At 41.7% G+C, this 16,307-nt stretch carries 11 protein-coding genes; 6 read left to right on the forward strand and 5 right to left on the reverse strand.

Annotated features, from left to right (window positions below; genetic code table 11):
* The 4 genes from ATK78_RS02975 (at window position 1) to ATK78_RS02990 (ending at window position 8,398) form a co-directional block, all read left to right on the forward strand.
* Window positions 1–1,515: a SusD/RagB family nutrient-binding outer membrane lipoprotein gene (locus ATK78_RS02975; RefSeq protein ID WP_133574566.1), complete on the forward strand. Its 1,515-nt coding sequence runs from the start codon at window positions 1–3 to the stop codon at window positions 1,513–1,515.
* Window positions 1,516–1,622: 107 nt separating this feature from the next.
* Window positions 1,623–3,539, forward strand: a complete 1,917-nt coding sequence (locus ATK78_RS02980; protein WP_133574567.1) for a DUF5689 domain-containing protein — start codon at window positions 1,623–1,625, stop codon at window positions 3,537–3,539.
* A gap of 160 nt (window positions 3,540–3,699) precedes the next feature.
* A complete protein-coding gene (locus ATK78_RS02985; protein ID WP_133574568.1) occupies window positions 3,700–5,676 on the forward strand; it encodes an endonuclease/exonuclease/phosphatase family protein in 1,977 nt (658 codons plus the stop codon).
* Between the two features lie 307 nt (window positions 5,677–5,983).
* Window positions 5,984–8,398, forward strand: a complete 2,415-nt coding sequence (locus ATK78_RS02990) for an outer membrane beta-barrel family protein (protein WP_133574569.1) — start codon at window positions 5,984–5,986, stop codon at window positions 8,396–8,398.
* 9 nt (window positions 8,399–8,407) lie between these two features.
* Here the strand turns inward: ATK78_RS02990 and ATK78_RS02995 are convergent, their stop codons facing one another.
* The 3 genes from ATK78_RS02995 to ATK78_RS03005 all read right to left on the reverse strand — a co-directional run bounded on the left by ATK78_RS02995 (window position 8,408) and on the right by ATK78_RS03005 (window position 10,762).
* Entirely contained in the window at window positions 8,408–8,941 is a 534-nt protein-coding gene (locus ATK78_RS02995; protein WP_133574570.1) for a hypothetical protein, read from the reverse strand.
* 1 nt (window position 8,942) lies between these two features.
* Window positions 8,943–9,935 (reverse strand): hypothetical protein, encoded by a 993-nt coding sequence (locus ATK78_RS03000; protein WP_133574571.1) that lies wholly within the window; start codon window positions 9,933–9,935, stop codon window positions 8,943–8,945.
* A gap of 68 nt (window positions 9,936–10,003) precedes the next feature.
* Window positions 10,004–10,762, reverse strand: coding sequence for a class D beta-lactamase (locus ATK78_RS03005; protein WP_133574572.1), 759 nt, complete (start codon window positions 10,760–10,762; stop codon window positions 10,004–10,006).
* A gap of 111 nt (window positions 10,763–10,873) precedes the next feature.
* Here ATK78_RS03005 and ATK78_RS03010 point away from each other — a divergent pair, with 111 nt between their 5' ends.
* A complete protein-coding gene (locus ATK78_RS03010; protein WP_133574573.1) occupies window positions 10,874–11,437 on the forward strand; it encodes a hypothetical protein in 564 nt (187 codons plus the stop codon).
* Window positions 11,438–11,501: 64 nt separating this feature from the next.
* Complete coding sequence (locus ATK78_RS03015) at window positions 11,502–11,846, forward strand: hypothetical protein (RefSeq protein ID WP_133574574.1); 345 nt, start codon at window positions 11,502–11,504, stop codon at window positions 11,844–11,846.
* Between the two features lie 25 nt (window positions 11,847–11,871).
* Here the strand turns inward: ATK78_RS03015 and ATK78_RS03020 are convergent, their stop codons facing one another.
* Together ATK78_RS03020 and ATK78_RS03025 are read right to left on the reverse strand one after the other, a co-directional pair.
* Entirely contained in the window at window positions 11,872–12,996 is a 1,125-nt protein-coding gene (locus ATK78_RS03020) for a Gfo/Idh/MocA family protein (protein WP_133574575.1), read from the reverse strand.
* A 122-nt stretch (window positions 12,997–13,118) separates the two neighbouring features.
* On the reverse strand, window positions 13,119–16,304 hold the full coding sequence (locus ATK78_RS03025) for an error-prone DNA polymerase (protein WP_133574576.1): 3,186 nt from the start codon (window positions 16,302–16,304) through the stop codon (window positions 13,119–13,121).
* Between the last annotated feature and the right edge of the window lie 3 nt (window positions 16,305–16,307).

Consider the following 16,307-nt stretch of genomic DNA (forward strand, 5'->3'; position numbering starts at 1 on the left):
ATGAGCAAATTATATAAAAGCATTTTATTTTTTGGACTGGTAATCTTTACCACACTTATTTCCTGTTCAAAAAACTATCAGGAACTAAATGAAAATCCAAACGGAGTGGCCATTGCTGCTCCAGAAAGGTTATTAAACCCTTCTTTATATGCGATGGTAAGTGCAAATATATTGCGCAACTATTCCATAAATAATGATCTGATGCAGGTTACCGTTCCACTATCTGACAATGTTGAGATCCACAGGTATATTTTAAGACCGAGTATCTCTGATTTTGTCTGGAACGACTGGTATCTGGAAAAAACCAATTTCCTGGATATGTATACCATTGCCGCACAAAATTCTACCTCAAAGACTACCGCTGCCAGACCATATATGGCCATTGCAAATATCATGGATGTTTGGGTAAGTTCATTGATCACAGATACCTTTGGCGACGTGCCTTATTCTCAGGCCAATAAAGGGAAAACAGAATCCATCTTTACACCTGCATTTGATAAGCAGGAAGATATCTATAAGGATATGTTCCGGAAATTGGAAGAGGCAAATACATTGCTCACAGGTTTGGCAACCGCCCAGTTATTTACCGAAACACAAAGAAGCTTAGACGCCCTATACGGGACGGCTACAACATCTGATGTTGAACTTCAGCGCTGGCGAAAGTTTGGTAATTCATTATATCTAAGATTGTTACTGAGAGCTTCTGCAAAAGCTGATCTGATGATAGACGGAAAAACCGCTGCTCAGAAAATGGCAGAAATTGTGGCCAATCCAACGGCTTATCCAATCTTTTTAAACAATAGTGAATCTGCTATTTTGCGGCTTACCGGAGCAACATACCCGCTAAGATCGCCATTTGTAGGTTACCGCGATAATGACTTTACCGGGATAGGTGGCCTGGGTGAATTTTTCATAAATACGCTAAGTGAAAATGCAGATCCCCGCCTGCCAATCTGGGCTGGTAAGGTTGACAATGCTTATGTAGGCATGCAAAGCGGATATTCTGATGGTAATGTGCCACCAAGAGGATCGCAATTATTGGCGACTTTAAGATTAGAACCTTTGCTGGGCAATATTATGAATTATGCTGAACTGCAATTCGTATTGGCAGAAGCGGCTTTGAAGGGCTATATCCCCGGACTACCAAAAACATACTATAACCTGGGCGTACAGGCTGCAATAGAGCATTGGAGCTTAACAATGCCCGCCAATTACTTAACCTCTCCAAACATTGTATGGGAGGGTGCAGCTACGCAGCCACAGCAAATGGAGCTGATCATGACCCAGAAATACTTTGCAACCTTCTTCACCGATTTTGAGCAATGGTATGATTACCGGCGAACCGGATATCCTACACTTACCATTGGGCCAGGGGTTTCGAATGACAGGATCTTACCAACGCGGCTTTACTATCCAACAGCCGTTCAATCCTTAAATCGGGCCAATTATTTAGAAGCAGTAAGCAGAATGGGCGCAGATGACCTTAAAACCAAAGTTTGGTGGGCAAAACCTTAATCATAAATATTCATCACAAAAATAAGTAATGAAACCATCATGATCTTATAACTACAAAAGTAAAGATCATGATGGCCTCATCACACATGAAAACGAATTATAAACAGATGAAAAATAAAATATACAGCACAATGTCAAAACTTCAGTACCCGATGGTATTATTCATTGGATTTTTGCTGCTATTATCATCCTGCCTGAAAGAAAACATATCACCGGCCGCAGGACAAGCAAATCCTTATATTTCTTTAATAGATGTAAGAAAGGTTTACAAGGGTACAGAAGTCATTTTAAACGCTGAGAATCTGACCGGATCAGGTAAAGTGACCGGTGTGGTCGTATCTGATGCAGCAGCAGGTAACATGCCGGCCGGAACATTTGCCATTCAGCAAACCCGAAGAGGCTATAAAAGAGGAATCGAGATTGTTGTTGCAGGAGCATCAGCCAGTTCTTTTAAATATGGTGATTCCGTTAGTGTTGACGTAATTGGCGGAAAAATTAATCGAAAAAATGGAGCCTTGCAAATTGAAGTTCCATCGCTTACCAGCATCACAAAAGAAGCATCAGGTATCCTGGTAGAACCCAGGGTAGTAAATCTGGCAGCTTTTAATGCAAAATTTGAGGAGTATGAGAGTACTTTATTAAAAGTAGCCAACGTTGACGCGGTCGCGGATGGAAATGTACTGAGCGGTGATGTAACCGTTTCACAATCCGTTAACACCGGAGTGATACATACTGAAGCTACAGCCGGTTTCGCTTCAAAAAAAGTAGCATTAAATGCCTCTTATACTGGAGTAGCCAGATATTACAACGCAAACGGAAATGATACTGAAGGTGCTGTTAAGCAACTTTGGCTGCTAAACGGGGAGACTGTAGAGGATGAAAGCGGAAGTCTGTATGAAAAATTCCCTGAAGACTTTGAAACCGCAGATGCGGTGATTGGCGAAGCAGGGTATTCGACAAAAACAGGCAATTTACTAACGGGCAATTACACGTTGACCAACACCGGTTTAAATAAAGATGGGAACGACCGGGCAACAAGCGGGGTATATGCGCTGCGAATGAACGGCAATGGAACATCCAGCTCATGGATCACCATGAATTATGATCTGCCAAACGGAGCCAGTAAATTAACAATCTGGGCAGGTTCATATGGTGCATCTGCAGATTTGGGTTCAACATGGCGTATAGAATATTCACAGAACCGGGGAACAAGCTGGAGCCAGGTAGGAGCTGATATTTTAACGGTAAGTAAGGACAAGCAATTATTTACATTTCTGATGGACCTGCGCGGCCCCGTTCGTTTCAGAATAGGGAAGCTGGGTATCGGCGCATCTACAAGCAACAATCAAAATGGAAGGTTCAGTTTTGATGATCTGGCAATCTACAAAAATACAGAAGCGGGTGGACCAATAACCAATCCCATTCCGGCATATGAAAATGTACTGGCCTGGCAATTTGCAGCACCGTTAACCACTGGAAGTGAGTTAACAATAAATTCGACCGCAACCAATAGTGGATTAACCACAGCTGCATTAACACGTGGAACGGGATTAAATACATCCGGTGCAGCACGTGCCTTTGGAAGTAACGCAGCAGGTCCGCTCATTCCAGTTACAAAAGCGATAGCTATCAGTCAAAATACGTATTTCCAGGTAAAGTTTACTGTAAAACCCGGTTCAACCTTATCTATATCAGCAATTGATGTCAAAATAAGAAGGAGCGGTGCAGGTGCAAAATACCATAAATGGTTCTATAGTCTTAATAATGTTGACTTCACGGAAACCAACGGAACAGGAGACATCAATTATGAAGGAACCACTACTGACGGTGAAGGTGAACAGATGCCAACCTATTACCTTTATCAGACACCACAGCTGCAAAGTATTCCAGCAGGTACAACGGTAACTTTACGGATGTACAATTGGGGATATGGCAACATTGGCTCAGGTTCTTTTGCAATAGGAAGAACACCGGTTTCAACCACAACACCAGCCTTAACCATTGGCGGAAAAGTTAATCCTTAAATTGAAATTTATTAAACTTTTTATCTAAAATCCTGATGAAGATCAAAATAATTCCTGTATACAACGGAAATGCACAGCAATTGATCCTTCTGCCAGCGCAGCTTCAAATGATTTGGTACTTGCAATTGGCAGTACAATAGATAAAAATAAGCAAACCAACATGAAAAAGATTTTTCAAATCATATTAATCATTTGTTTGTCTGCAGGCTATTCCAAAGGACAGCAGCTCACGGTAGCGACATATAACCTGCGGGGGGATGACCTCCGCGATGTTGGCAATGAGTGGACCAGTAGAAAATTTATGGTGACCGATCAAATCCAGAAACATCAATTTGATATTATCGGGATGCAGGAAACAAATGCAAACATGGCTGGTTATCTAACCAGCGTATTGCCAAAATTTGATAGCATTGGTGTTTTTATGAACATCGGAACTGGAATCTTATACAATAAAGAAAGACTACAGTTAAAAGATCACGGCTTCTTTTGGCTATCGCCAACCCCGGATGTTGAAAGCAAAGGATGGGATGCAAAATATAAAAGAATCTGCGTTTGGGGCAAATTCAAAGATTTGATAACCGGTGGCGAGTATTATTTTTTTAACTCGCATTTTGACCATATCGGCATTGCTGCGCGTACCAACAGTACAAAACTCATCCTCCAGAGAATAAAGGAAATGGCCGGCAATACGCCAGTCGTACTGCTGGGAGATTTAAACACCACCCAATATGATCCAAATTACATGCTATTCAATAATTCCGGACTCAAAGACAGCTATAACCTGGCTGTTAACATTCGTGAAAAAGAACGCGGAACCGGAAATGGTTTCAACATCAACCGGAGGCAAAGGATTAGGGTAGACTATATTTTTCTTAGTCAGACGTTAAAGGCTTATGAATATAATGTGCTTACCGATCTGTATAATAACCACACGGCTTCTGATCATTATTGTGTAATGGCAACAATAGGCATAAAGGCAAATGAAGCAGGAGATTTGTATCGCCAATTTCCTGAAGATTTTGAAAATATAACCAAAACAGGTTATGCAAGGGAAAAAGTAGCTGCACGTACAGGTTCATGGATCTTTGAGGGTGCTACATTGGGTGGAAGTTCCGGCAATGATAAACCTACAAGCGGAACTTATGCGGTACGGATGGTTAACGGAAATACAACACCCGCTTATCTGCAAATGGATTTCGATATTACTGAAGGCGCATCAAAGGTAATTTTACAACATGGCCTTTACGCAACAGATAGTGTTTCGAGATGGCAGCTGGAATACTCTACCAATCAGGGTTCCAGCTGGACACCCACAGGACCTGTGGTAGTTACCCACCAGGGAAACAAACAACAAGCCGTGTTTATTATGGATCTCCGTGGAAAAATCCGGTTCCGCATTCATAAATTGGAATTGGGTGTTGATAATAACGGACGTTTAAGTATAGATGACATTGCAATCTATAAACGCCAAAATACCGGGGCAGAACAGAAGAACGTCAATTTACTGGCCTGGCAGTTTGATCTTTCTACAGCAAATAAAGAACAGGGTGCAAATTCAAGTTTCAACAACAAGGCAATAAACAAATCCACCTTAACCAGGGGAGACGGTTTGATTGCAAAAAATGCCGGAAGCTACCCCATACGTTTGTCAAATGGCTTTATTGCAGCAGCCAATACCCCGAGTTCAGTAAGTGCTTCAGATACCAGTACTGCAATATCCAATAAGCTGTATTTAGAGTTTAAGGTAAATCCGGTAAAAATGAATCAGGTTTCATTGAGCACATTGGATGTGCGTTTAATGACGACAGGAAAGAACAAGAAGCTTTTCTACTGGAAATATAGTCTGGATGGCAGCAACTACAAGTCCCTGGCAAAACCATACGAATTTACAGGTGTGTTTCCGGCTTCGCAGCATACCATCAACCTCTCCGTATATCCCGAACTCCAGAAATTAACAGCCGAACAAACAGTATATTTCAGGTTATATGTAAACGGTTTGAATGGGGTAGAAGATATGGTCGGAATAGGTTGTTTTGAAAGGATTAACAAAAACACTTTTTGGGCAAACCCAGATATCACAAAAGATTATGTTTTACAACTTCAGGGATTTACTGAAGCGATCAAAAAGTCAAAATAAATAATCCTTAACATGGATAAATCAATAAGAGCGACCGGCTTAACAATCGGTTGTTAAACATTAGAATATGCAAAATATCACCAAGATAAACGGATAAAACCGTTTATCTTGTTTAAAATCAAAACCTATATCAATTCAGTATAGCGCAATTGATGTTTGCAAATATATCTTAAGATTGAAAACCTCTATAAATTTACAGATCGAAACATCAACCTCATTAGTATGTTATGCATAGTACAAGGTTTAATTAGTATCCATGTGTAACATGTTACTAGAACATGTCGTCTAACCACAAAACATTACAGACATGGAACGGAAACTTCTACTCACTTTCATAACATTTCTAAGCTGCACATATGCTGCTATTGCACAAACTGCTGCTTCAACCTATAGCATAAAAGGCTCGCTAATCGACTCTGTGTCTAAAAATCCGGCAGCCTTTGTAACCATAGCAGTGAAAACCCCGGACAAGCAAGTTATTAAAACCCAGCTTAGCCAGAAAGATGGAACCTTTAAGGTCGACCAGCTTCCTGCAGGAAAATTTATCCTATCGCTGCTATCAGTAGAATACAATACAAAGACTTTAGAAATAACACTGGGAGAGAAGGAAACACTTGACTTGGGAATGATCACAATTAGTCCTGCCAATACCCAGCTTAAAGGGGTATCCGTAACTGCAGCAAGACCTTTAATCAAACAGGAAGCAGACCGCATTGCCTATGATCTGCAGGCCGATCCGGATAGCAAATCCAGCAGCGTATTAGAAATGATGCGTAAAGTTCCCCTGATATCCGTAGATGCGGATGATAACATCCAACTTAGCGGAAATACTGCCTACAAGATATTTATCAATGGAAAACCTTCGAGCCTGATGGAGCGGAGTCCGAAAGACGTGCTGAAAAGCATGCCGGCTTCCAGCATTCAAAAAATTGAGGTAATCACTACACCATCATCTAAATACGATGCAGAGGGTTTGGCTGGGATTATCAATATTATAACCAATAAGGCAATTGAGAATGGTTATAGTGGAAATGTAACACTTAGCGAACGTTACCCACTTGGCGGACCATCACTAGGCGGTTCTTTTACAATCAAGTCTGGCAAATTTGGAGTATCTGCATTTGGCGGTGCCAGTTTCGCCAATACGCCCACTACAGGAATTACCATATCCAGGATCAGTACCGACGCAGTACCCTCTAATCTTTTTCAGAGTGCAGACCGGGAAAGCGATACCAGGAACGCCTATCTGGGTACTGAACTGAGCTATGAAATAGATTCACTGAACCTGCTCTCCGCCCAGATAAACCTGAATGGAAGTAACGGAGCAGGAGAATTTTTCCAGCATTCCCTGTTGCAAAGCAACGCCGTGATCCTGCAGCAGTATGACCTGTTGACTAATAATGACAACTCCGGTAAAGGTGCAGATGCAGCCCTGAACTATCAGCGGGGATTTCGCCGAAACAAGAGCCAGCTTTTCACAGCTTCTTATCGCTATTATGGTTTTAATAACGAGGATATTACCGGACAGCTTTTCACGAACCGCAACAATTATAGTCTGCCCGATTTTCGTCAGGTTAATGAAAGTGTGATGAGCGAGCATACCGTTCAACTGGATTATGTGTACCCGGTTAAAAAGCTGAGCATAGAAGCAGGTATAAAAGGGATCTTCCGTACCAATGAAAGCGATTTTAAGTACTTCTCCAGAGATACAGAAGACAATTATGCCATTGATCCGGCAAAAACAAATACCTTTAACAATACCCAAACCATTCTTGCAGCCTACAACACCTATCAGTATAATTGGAAGAGCTGGTCGGTTAAGGGAGGGATTCGTCTGGAGAATACGGCGGTTGATGCTGATTTTATTACCACCGCTTCATCAGTTAATCAGCATTATTTGAGTGTAGTGCCTGCTGTTACTTTGTCCAGACAGTTTAAAACCAGTTCCATCAACATTGGCTGGAATCAGCGCATCCAGCGTCCAGGTATCAACCAACTGAATCCTTTTGTAGATCGTACCAACCCAATCTTTGAAAACACAGGTAATCCTGACTTGCGCCCTACCAAAGGCAATCAGATTCGGATGGGCTACAACCTCACCAATAAAGGTAATTTGAATGTAAGCCTGATGTACAACTGGATCCGGGGACTGATATTTCAGGTTTCTGATTTTGATCCTGCAACAAATATTACCCGTACCCGATATGAAAACACTGGTGGCGCAAAAGCACTAGGTGGAAATGTAAACTTCAACTATCCGCTAACCCAAAAATGGAACCTGAGTATAAACGGGAACCTGATGCATGGTTGGGCAGATGGGATTAGTGGTGGCCAGCCGATTAGTAATAAAGGCTTCATGTTTAACTGTAACCTGAGCACTGGCTTGCGCCTGCCTAAAGACTGGAGGATAAGTGGTAGTGCTTACCTTAACGGAGGAGACCTTACGGTACAGCAAAAAACAAATGCGTTTGTTAGTACTGCCTTCAACGTAAATAAAGATATCATTAAGGACAAACTCAGTTTTTCGGCTTTCACCAATAACCCGTTCAGCCGTTATCGTGTAAATGTAACCGACAGATTTGGACCCAATTTTAACCAGGTTAACCACAGTCAGCAGAACTTTAGAACAATGGGAGGAAGTTTAAGCTACAAATTTGGTAAACTGAAAGACGCGATTAAAAAGAACAAGCGTGGAATCAATAATGATGACGTGAGTAATTAGCAATCGCTGTTAAGGATTGCATAAAGCACTGGCAAAGTCTTTAGTGGTATATGCTTTTAATATTTCATTGGCAATTCTTATAATCACTGTAGCCCCTGGTTCAGGCTTCATTATTTTCTTATCCTCTATATATTGAATGATGCGATCATTTTTAACATAATAACGGCGCTCAGTCCTCGTAACGTTACCTATAGCCGGTCCGCCAACAATCACTTCGTAACAGAAAATAACCTTTCCGGATTGGTAATAGTATTCATTAATCCAGCTGCCATCGCCAATGCTGCCGGATTCAATGATCTTTACAATTGATTTCCCATTGGTGAAGTAGGTTACTATACCATCTTCCACACAACCTTCCGCTTCATAATTGAACTTTTCCATTTTCAAAGGAACGGAGTTGGTTTTCTGAAATTGCGCCCGGATCGCAGATATATCAGCAGCTATTGCCGATGTAGGCTTTCCGGTCTTTTCCTGCGCAGAAATATCTGAAAGATGAAAGGTTAATAGAAGCACTAAAAACGACAAACGCAAAATATTATTCATATCAAATCCCCATAATTTGGTAAACCTCCTGGATAAACCGCTCAATATCCGTGCTTTTTTTGAACGATGACACCGTAAGTATTTCCTGCTTTCCATTTTTTTCTGGAATATTAAAGTACATGTTAATATCAGTACCTGCATACACAAAATTGATTGATCTGCGTACCGTCTGAAGGCCGGCATAATTACTCAATTGATATTCCCGGTGCCAAAATTTTACCAAACCCGTTCTTTGGATGGTATGAGCTGCAGTATCAAAAGTTATTTTAGTATATGCCGCATTAATGAATATAAGGCCAATGAACACGACAAAAGCAACCAGGAAGATCTTTACAAAGATGCCATCGGTTTCTGTAGTCGTCAGCCACAACCCCAGCGCAATAAACATTAAACCAAATAGAATTGCTCCGGTCTTTTTGTTCTTAACGGTATAAACGCTGCCCTCCTGATTAAAAAAGCGGTAGAAGTTAATAGGTTCCGAAACAAAGTCAGCAGGTGTATCGTGCTGCTCCAGATATCCGTGTATAAGCGGTACAGCTTCTCCAACAAAAGCAATGGCATTAGGGTCATCATTTTTAGCATAGCCGGAAGAAACAACAATGCCTTTGCCATAGCGTGCATCCTTGCGGAACATACGGTAATTATAACCGCCCGCAACATTAACTACCGGGCTGATACCATGAAGACTCGAAAATGGAATGGAGTTAACAGGCAAAAAGCCCATAAACAATTTACGCATCCTTCCTTTTTCGGAATCAAACTCTATCCGGGTAGTCGCAAAACCCCAAAATAAAACTACGGGGAGCAATGCAAAAAGTATGACAAATAAAGAGTCTGCAATAGGTACGTTTAGAAAGCTGATATAAATAACGATAAGGCTTGAGAATAGTACCGTAATTATGGCAGCAAAGATATATAACAGTCCATAAGGATAGATAGTAACACGGCCGGGTTCGATTTTCCAGCTTGTTTTAGAGAGTTTTTTAATAGACATAATGATAAAGCTAAGTGCATTTTATAAACAGCTCACAGCCTGGATAGTTTGGGCTAATTAAATATCAGTTAATTGATCAATTTGATTTGTTTTAAAATATCCAGAGTCATTGTTTTGATTGTACTGTCAAAAGAATCCTTTGTTTTATTCACCGGCCTAACCAGACGTGTGGCAAAATAGAACGCATTGTCTTTTGTTTTCACAGCCCCGATATACCAGACATAGTTTTTTCCTTCAGCAGTAACTGCCGCTAATTGCTGAAGCAGCATATAGGCGGAGGCTTTGGGATCAACCATTAATTCTTTTACAATGCGGAATGTCCTTGGTGAAAATGGGAGTTGTTCCCTTAAAAAGAATCTTAAGAAATTGATCTGTCCTACAGGAGATATTTTCAAAGGCCCCTTACTCCAAAAATCATTTCCCGTTCCTGGTACCTGATGATTGCCATAATTTACTGCCTTTAGAAATTCAGTATAATCTTTCCGGTCCGTCTTTTTGGCAAGTGATTCAAAATAGGGAGGTAGATCAGATTGAAAAGCCATTTGTAAATCAGACTTACCGCCAGTCCAGGTAATCATTTCTTTTTCAGTTTTGATTACACCTGTTTCCAAACCAATACTGGAATTTAGAATATTAAACGTCGAACCAGGAACCATTTCGCGAACGGCGTCAAGACTGTCGCTATATAACCACGTTCGTTTATTTTGATTATAGATCGTAATACTGCCTTGTAAAGCATGTTTTTTAAATGCCTGTTTAATATTTGTTTGTCCGTAAGAAAAGGCAGAAATGAAGAGGAATAGATATAAAATGGAGCTTTTTATCATAGTACTTATTGCTATCTATAATTGTGCCCATTTTTAATCTATAAAAATGAAACAAATAAGGAAGGTTTTAACTTGTCATAAACATAGACTAACATTTGGAAGAAATACGGCATGAATATATTAAAACAGATTAAGAACTTGTTTACTGGTGCTTCGCCCGCTAAAGCAGTATCCTGCAATTTTATCTTTCCTTACGCTACTGATCCCGAAGTAAAAAGAAAGCAGATTTGGGAAAATTTGCAGAAGGGCCTTTTATTTGAAGATACGGGTGTGCTCATTCCATGGACTGCCACCTATATGGAAATACACCGTATTGCGGTTAAAAGGAGAGATAGTGGTGATCGTACAAATTACTTTCTTGGCGAACATAACATCCTCGATGGTTTTCACAGTTTTGTAGGGGTAATGAAGTGGGCCGATAAAAAGAGCAATGAGCCATTCATGTATACGGATGAGTATTTGGGGACTGATGATGTAGGCAACGAGAAGTTCCTGATGCTGAAAGATAAATTAACCGCGCTATTGGGAACACCGAACCGAATCGATCTGGAAAAATTTGGGCACAACGATATTGGAAGCATAGAATGGCAGCAAGGGGAAATCATAATTTCATTAACTGGCATAGAACAGTTCGCTTGCAAATACAGAATGTATATTGGACTGGATGCCGACTAAAATTTGCACTTCACACCAAAAACTAATGTTTTTAAAATATAAAATATAAGCCAAATCCCCCCTGATGAAGTATTCAATAATCGTGGCGCTAAGCGATAGCATTGCCCCCACAGACTATAAAGCCTGGACTGATATAGGAAAGAAAATACAGCAGCCACCAACTGTACTGAATGCCGTTCTAAAAGATGCGGCTCAGGAAATTGCCAGGAGTTTTCCTGATCTGCCATCCAGCATTGTTTGGGGTAATTATTTAGTCTTTGATGAACACGGAGATTTTTTCGTGATTGATATCGATTTCGAAAATGTAGAGCTTATCCGGGATACGGTATTTCATGTTGCTGAAAAAAGAGGATTAACAGTATTGATAGGCAAGGAGAATAAAATCTACCGCCCCGGCATTCCTTTATAAACTTATAATCATCAACTTGCTGGGTCTAATATTTTATTTTCACAGGCTTACCTGTCTCTGCAGATTTATAAATAGCTTCCATAATAATATGATCCTGCAAACCTTCCTCTCCAGGAGTATCAGATTCTTTGTCATTCAAAATGCATTGAGAAAAATGATCCATCTCTACAGCAAATTGCTTGGTCTCTGCCAAACCAATATTCTCCTGTATAGACATTTCGCCCTCTGCTCTGGCCGTAGTCAACTGCTGACCGGCATACGCGAATGCTTTATCCATAAACATCCAGCCATGTTCTGCATGAACCCTTAACGTCTTAACCTCATGAACTTTGTAATGAGCCATGCAGGATGCAATAATTCCGTCTTTAAACTTCATCTGCCAGGAGATCAGCTCTTCTGTATCCTTAAACAGCGGGTCGCCGGGAGTGGAGTATTTATATGCAAACACTTCCGTAGGTTCGGCGTCAAGTAAAAAACGCGTTGTGTTCAGGCAATAGATCCCGATATCCGGCAATGCTCCACCTCCAGCCTGGGCACCAACATGCCGCCAGTGTTCCGGATTGGCACTGCTCTGTCCATTAGCAGCTTCAACATATTTAACCTTTCCAAACTGCTCGTTCTTAATTAATTCCTTTAGTTTAAGATTGTGCGGCTGGTATTGGATCCGATAAGCAATCATCAGTTTAACGCCAGCCTTTTTACAGGCTTTGATCATTTGCCGGCACTCGGCAGCAGAATTTGCCATCGGCTTCTCACACAAAATATGCTTACCCGCTTTTGCACCGCGAATGGTAAATTCCTTATGCATATCGTTCGGTAAAATGATATAAATTACCTTAACATCATCATTATCCTTTAAATCGTCGTAATTATCATAGGTGTAGCAGGCTTCTGGTTTAACACCATACTGAAGCGCGACTTTCTCCATCTTCTCTTCATCGCTGCTTACCAAAGCTGCCAGACGACTAAATTTACAGGCCATCAGTTCCGGAATTACTTCTTCCAGAGCAAGGTGGCCCAAACCTACAATTGCATATCCGATACGTTCATCAGGAGGTAGTGGTGCAGGAGGGGGAGCAACCTGTTTGTCTGATGTTGATTTCCATTTTTCTAGTTTAACGGGCTTCGTAGATTTTTTCTTTTTAGTCATATTATTAACAGGTAGTGCTATATAATAAACTGACTACCTGTAATAATGTTTGAAAACATTTTAAAAAGTATAGTAACTCCGAAATGCTTATAGACATTAAGAATCAGACAAATTAGTATAGCCTATTTAAAGTTCCTGCCTGAATAATAAATTTGGCTTGGGCCAGATTTATTATCCGATTTAGATAAGGTAAGCAATGGAAGCTGGTCATCATCATGGTTTGTCATCCCTTTCAGTAAGCCCGTGTAATCAAAACATTTCTGTACAATAATATGCACCACTGCGCCCTCTCGCTGCAGCTTACCCTCAACCATTAAAAGGCGCGACTGCAATATCTCCTTACGGTATTTCTCGAACAGGTTCTGAAATACAACCAGGTTGCTAAACCCAGTTTCATCCTCAATGGTAATAAAGCAAACCCCTGCCGCTGTTCCCGGACGCTGCCTAACCAATACCAGTCCGGCCACTTTGATCGTTCTGCCATCTTCTACATCAACAATCTCTTTCGTTGATTTAACATGCAGCAGTTTTAGTTTTTCCCTCACAAAACTTACCGGATGTGCTTTCAGCGAAAGTGAGGTAGATGCATAATCCTGCACCACGTGTTCGCCTTTGCTCATCAAAGGAAGTTCAATCTGAGCCTCCTGGTCACTTTCTGATGGCTGCCCGTTAAAGAGCGCAATAGGGCGATCTTTCAAAGCCGAAACTTCCCATAGTGCCTGCCTGCGGTCTAGCCCGATAGACCGGAAAGCATCAGCATCAGCCAATCGTTCCAGTGCCATCAATGGAACCCCGGCATCCAGAAGGCTGTGGATATTCGGATAACCAGTTCCACGCCCGTCAGCCAATGCTTTCATATCCGTTTCATTAACTCCGTTTACCTGACGGAAGCCCAATCTCAAAGCACAATATTTCCCTGCTTTTTCTTCCAGGATATTGTCCCAGAAAGAAATGTTCACATCAACTTCCCGTACTTCTACACCATGATTTCGTGCATCAATAACCAACTGTGCAGGCTGATAAAAACCCATGGGCATAGAATTAAGGATGGCAGCGGCAAAAACATCAGGATAATAACATTTAAGCCAGCAGGAAACATATACAAGCAATGCAAAACTGACGGCATGGCTCTCCGGAAATCCGTAACTGCCAAAACCTTCCAGCTGTTTAAATACCCGTCTCGCAAAATCCTCTTCATAGCCATTGGCCATCATGCCACCAACAAGTTTCTGTTCAAAATTGGCAACCATGCCTTTCGCCTTAAAAGTGGCCATGCTTCTGCGTAGTTCATCGGCCTCAGCAGGAGTAAAACCTGCGGCAACAATGGCAATCTTCATCGCCTGTTCCTGAAAAAGCGGAACACCATATGTTTTGCGAAGAATAGTTCTGAGTTCTTCTTTAGGGTAATCTACTTTTTCCTCACCATTTCTTCTCCTTAAATAAGGATGTACCATATCGCCTTGTATCGGTCCTGGCCGCACAATAGCCACTTCAATAACCAGGTCGTAGAACTCTTTCGGTTTAAGCCTGGGCAACATAGACATCTGGGCACGACTTTCAATCTGAAACACACCAACGGTATCTGCAAGGCTGATCATTTCATAAACCTTTGGATCTTCGTTTTTATTGATACCAGCCAAAGTAAGATCCAGATCATAATGTTTTTTGGCCAGGTCAAATCCCTTACGGATACAGGTAAGCATCCCCAAAGCCAGTACGTCGATTTTCAGGAAGCCAAGCGCATCAATATCATCTTTGTTCCATTCAATGTTCGTGCGGTCTTCCATGCGGGCATTAAAAATGGGGCATAGGTCGGTTAGCTTCCCCCTGGTAATTACAAAACCACCGGTATGCTGCCCAAGCTGGCGCGGAAACCCGATCATCTGCCCGGTAAGTTCGAGTACCTTTAATAGCAGCGGATCTTTAGGATTTAATCCTTGCTCAATAATTCGTTCAGGTTCAAACCACTCATCAGTAAACTCCCAGATGGATGCAGAAAGCCGGCTAATGGTATCAGCAGAAATCCCCATCGCCTTGCCTACGTCACGGATGGCACCTTTCTGATGCTGCTGGGTAACTGTGGCCACGATGGCAGCCCGGTCACGGCCATATTTGTTGTAAACATACTGGATCACCTCTTCCCGGCGTTCATGCTCAAAATCAACATCAATATCCGGTGGTTCGTTACGTGCAGAAGAAATAAACCGTTCAAACAACAGGTCGAACTTAGTCGGATCTACAGAAGTAATGCCCAGACAATAGCAGATAGTAGAGTTGGCGGCAGAACCACGTCCCTGACAAAGAATCTTCTGCTCCCGTGCAAACCGTACAATATCATAAACAGTCAGAAAATATGAGGCATAGTTCATCTCTTTAACGAATGCCATTTCGTAATTGATATTATCGATGATCTTTTGCGGTAAATCGTTATCAAATAGTTCTTTGGCACCTTTCCAGGTCAGGAATTCCAGCTCCTCCTGGGGCGTTCTTCCATCAGAAGTAATCTCCTCCGGATAGATATACTCCAGACTGTCCAGCGTAAATTGGCAAAGCTCAGCAATCTCCATAGTCCTTTTAATGGCATCCGGATAATTGCGAAAGAGCCGCTGCATTTCCTCAATAGGCTTCAGGTGTCTTTCAGCATTCTGGTGCAGACGAAAACCCGCAGTTTGAATGGTACATTTTTCACGAACACAGGTCAGCACATCCTGCAATTCCCTTCGTTTAGGATGGTGATAGTAAACGTCATTTGTGGCCACCAGAGGCACATCCAATTGCCGGGACAGTTCATCCAGCCGGAACAGCCTTTTCTGGTCCTGTCCCTGGTAACTTTTGCTGGCTGCCAGATAAAGCGAAGAACCAAAAGCGTCTTTATAGATTTTAAGATCCTGGAGAAAATTTAGTTCAAAATCAAATCCCTTGCTCAATGAATCTGGCGGAATGGCAATAAACAGCAAGCCTTCTTTATGCGAAAAAACATCAGCCCGGTACAGGTGGCATTTCCCCTTTTCTGTACGCAGGTTGCCAAGACTCAGTAAGGCAGACAATCTTCCATAAGCTTCTCTGTTAGTTGGATAGGCAAGCATGCTCGGTCCGTCTAAAAGATCTAACCTGGCAGCAGGGATAATCTGGATACCATGTTTCTTTGCAGCTGAGTGGGCACGTACAATTCCAGCAAGTGTATTTACATCGGTAATGGCTATTTTAGGATAGCCGAATGCAGCGGCCTGTTCAGCCATTTCTTCCGGATGTGAAGCACCGCGCAGAAAGCTGAAGTTGCTGGTAACCTGTAGTTCACAATAACTCATATG

Source organism: Pedobacter metabolipauper (assembly GCF_004362715.1).
In the GTDB taxonomy this organism is placed as follows: domain Bacteria; phylum Bacteroidota; class Bacteroidia; order Sphingobacteriales; family Sphingobacteriaceae; genus Pedobacter; species Pedobacter metabolipauper.

Excerpts from the sequence above, each read along its gene's own strand:
- ATK78_RS03015 (WP_133574574.1), top strand. The coding sequence starts at position 11,502 with ATGAAGTATTCAATAATCGTGGCGCTAAGCGATAGCATTGCCCCCACA.
- ATK78_RS03020 (WP_133574575.1), bottom strand. The coding sequence starts at position 12,996 with ATGACTAAAAAGAAAAAATCTACGAAGCCCGTTAAACTAGAAAAATGG.
- ATK78_RS03005 (WP_133574572.1), bottom strand. The coding sequence starts at position 10,762 with ATGATAAAAAGCTCCATTTTATATCTATTCCTCTTCATTTCTGCCTTT.
- ATK78_RS02995 (WP_133574570.1), bottom strand. The coding sequence starts at position 8,941 with ATGAATAATATTTTGCGTTTGTCGTTTTTAGTGCTTCTATTAACCTTT.
- ATK78_RS03025 (WP_133574576.1), bottom strand. The coding sequence starts at position 16,304 with ATGAGTTATTGTGAACTACAGGTTACCAGCAACTTCAGCTTTCTGCGC.
- ATK78_RS02990 (WP_133574569.1), top strand. The coding sequence starts at position 5,984 with ATGGAACGGAAACTTCTACTCACTTTCATAACATTTCTAAGCTGCACA.
- ATK78_RS03010 (WP_133574573.1), top strand. The coding sequence starts at position 10,874 with ATGAATATATTAAAACAGATTAAGAACTTGTTTACTGGTGCTTCGCCC.
- ATK78_RS02985 (WP_133574568.1), top strand. The coding sequence starts at position 3,700 with ATGAAAAAGATTTTTCAAATCATATTAATCATTTGTTTGTCTGCAGGC.
- ATK78_RS02980 (WP_133574567.1), top strand. The coding sequence starts at position 1,623 with ATGAAAAATAAAATATACAGCACAATGTCAAAACTTCAGTACCCGATG.
- ATK78_RS02975 (WP_133574566.1), top strand. The coding sequence starts at position 1 with ATGAGCAAATTATATAAAAGCATTTTATTTTTTGGACTGGTAATCTTT.
- ATK78_RS03000 (WP_133574571.1), bottom strand. The coding sequence starts at position 9,935 with ATGTCTATTAAAAAACTCTCTAAAACAAGCTGGAAAATCGAACCCGGC.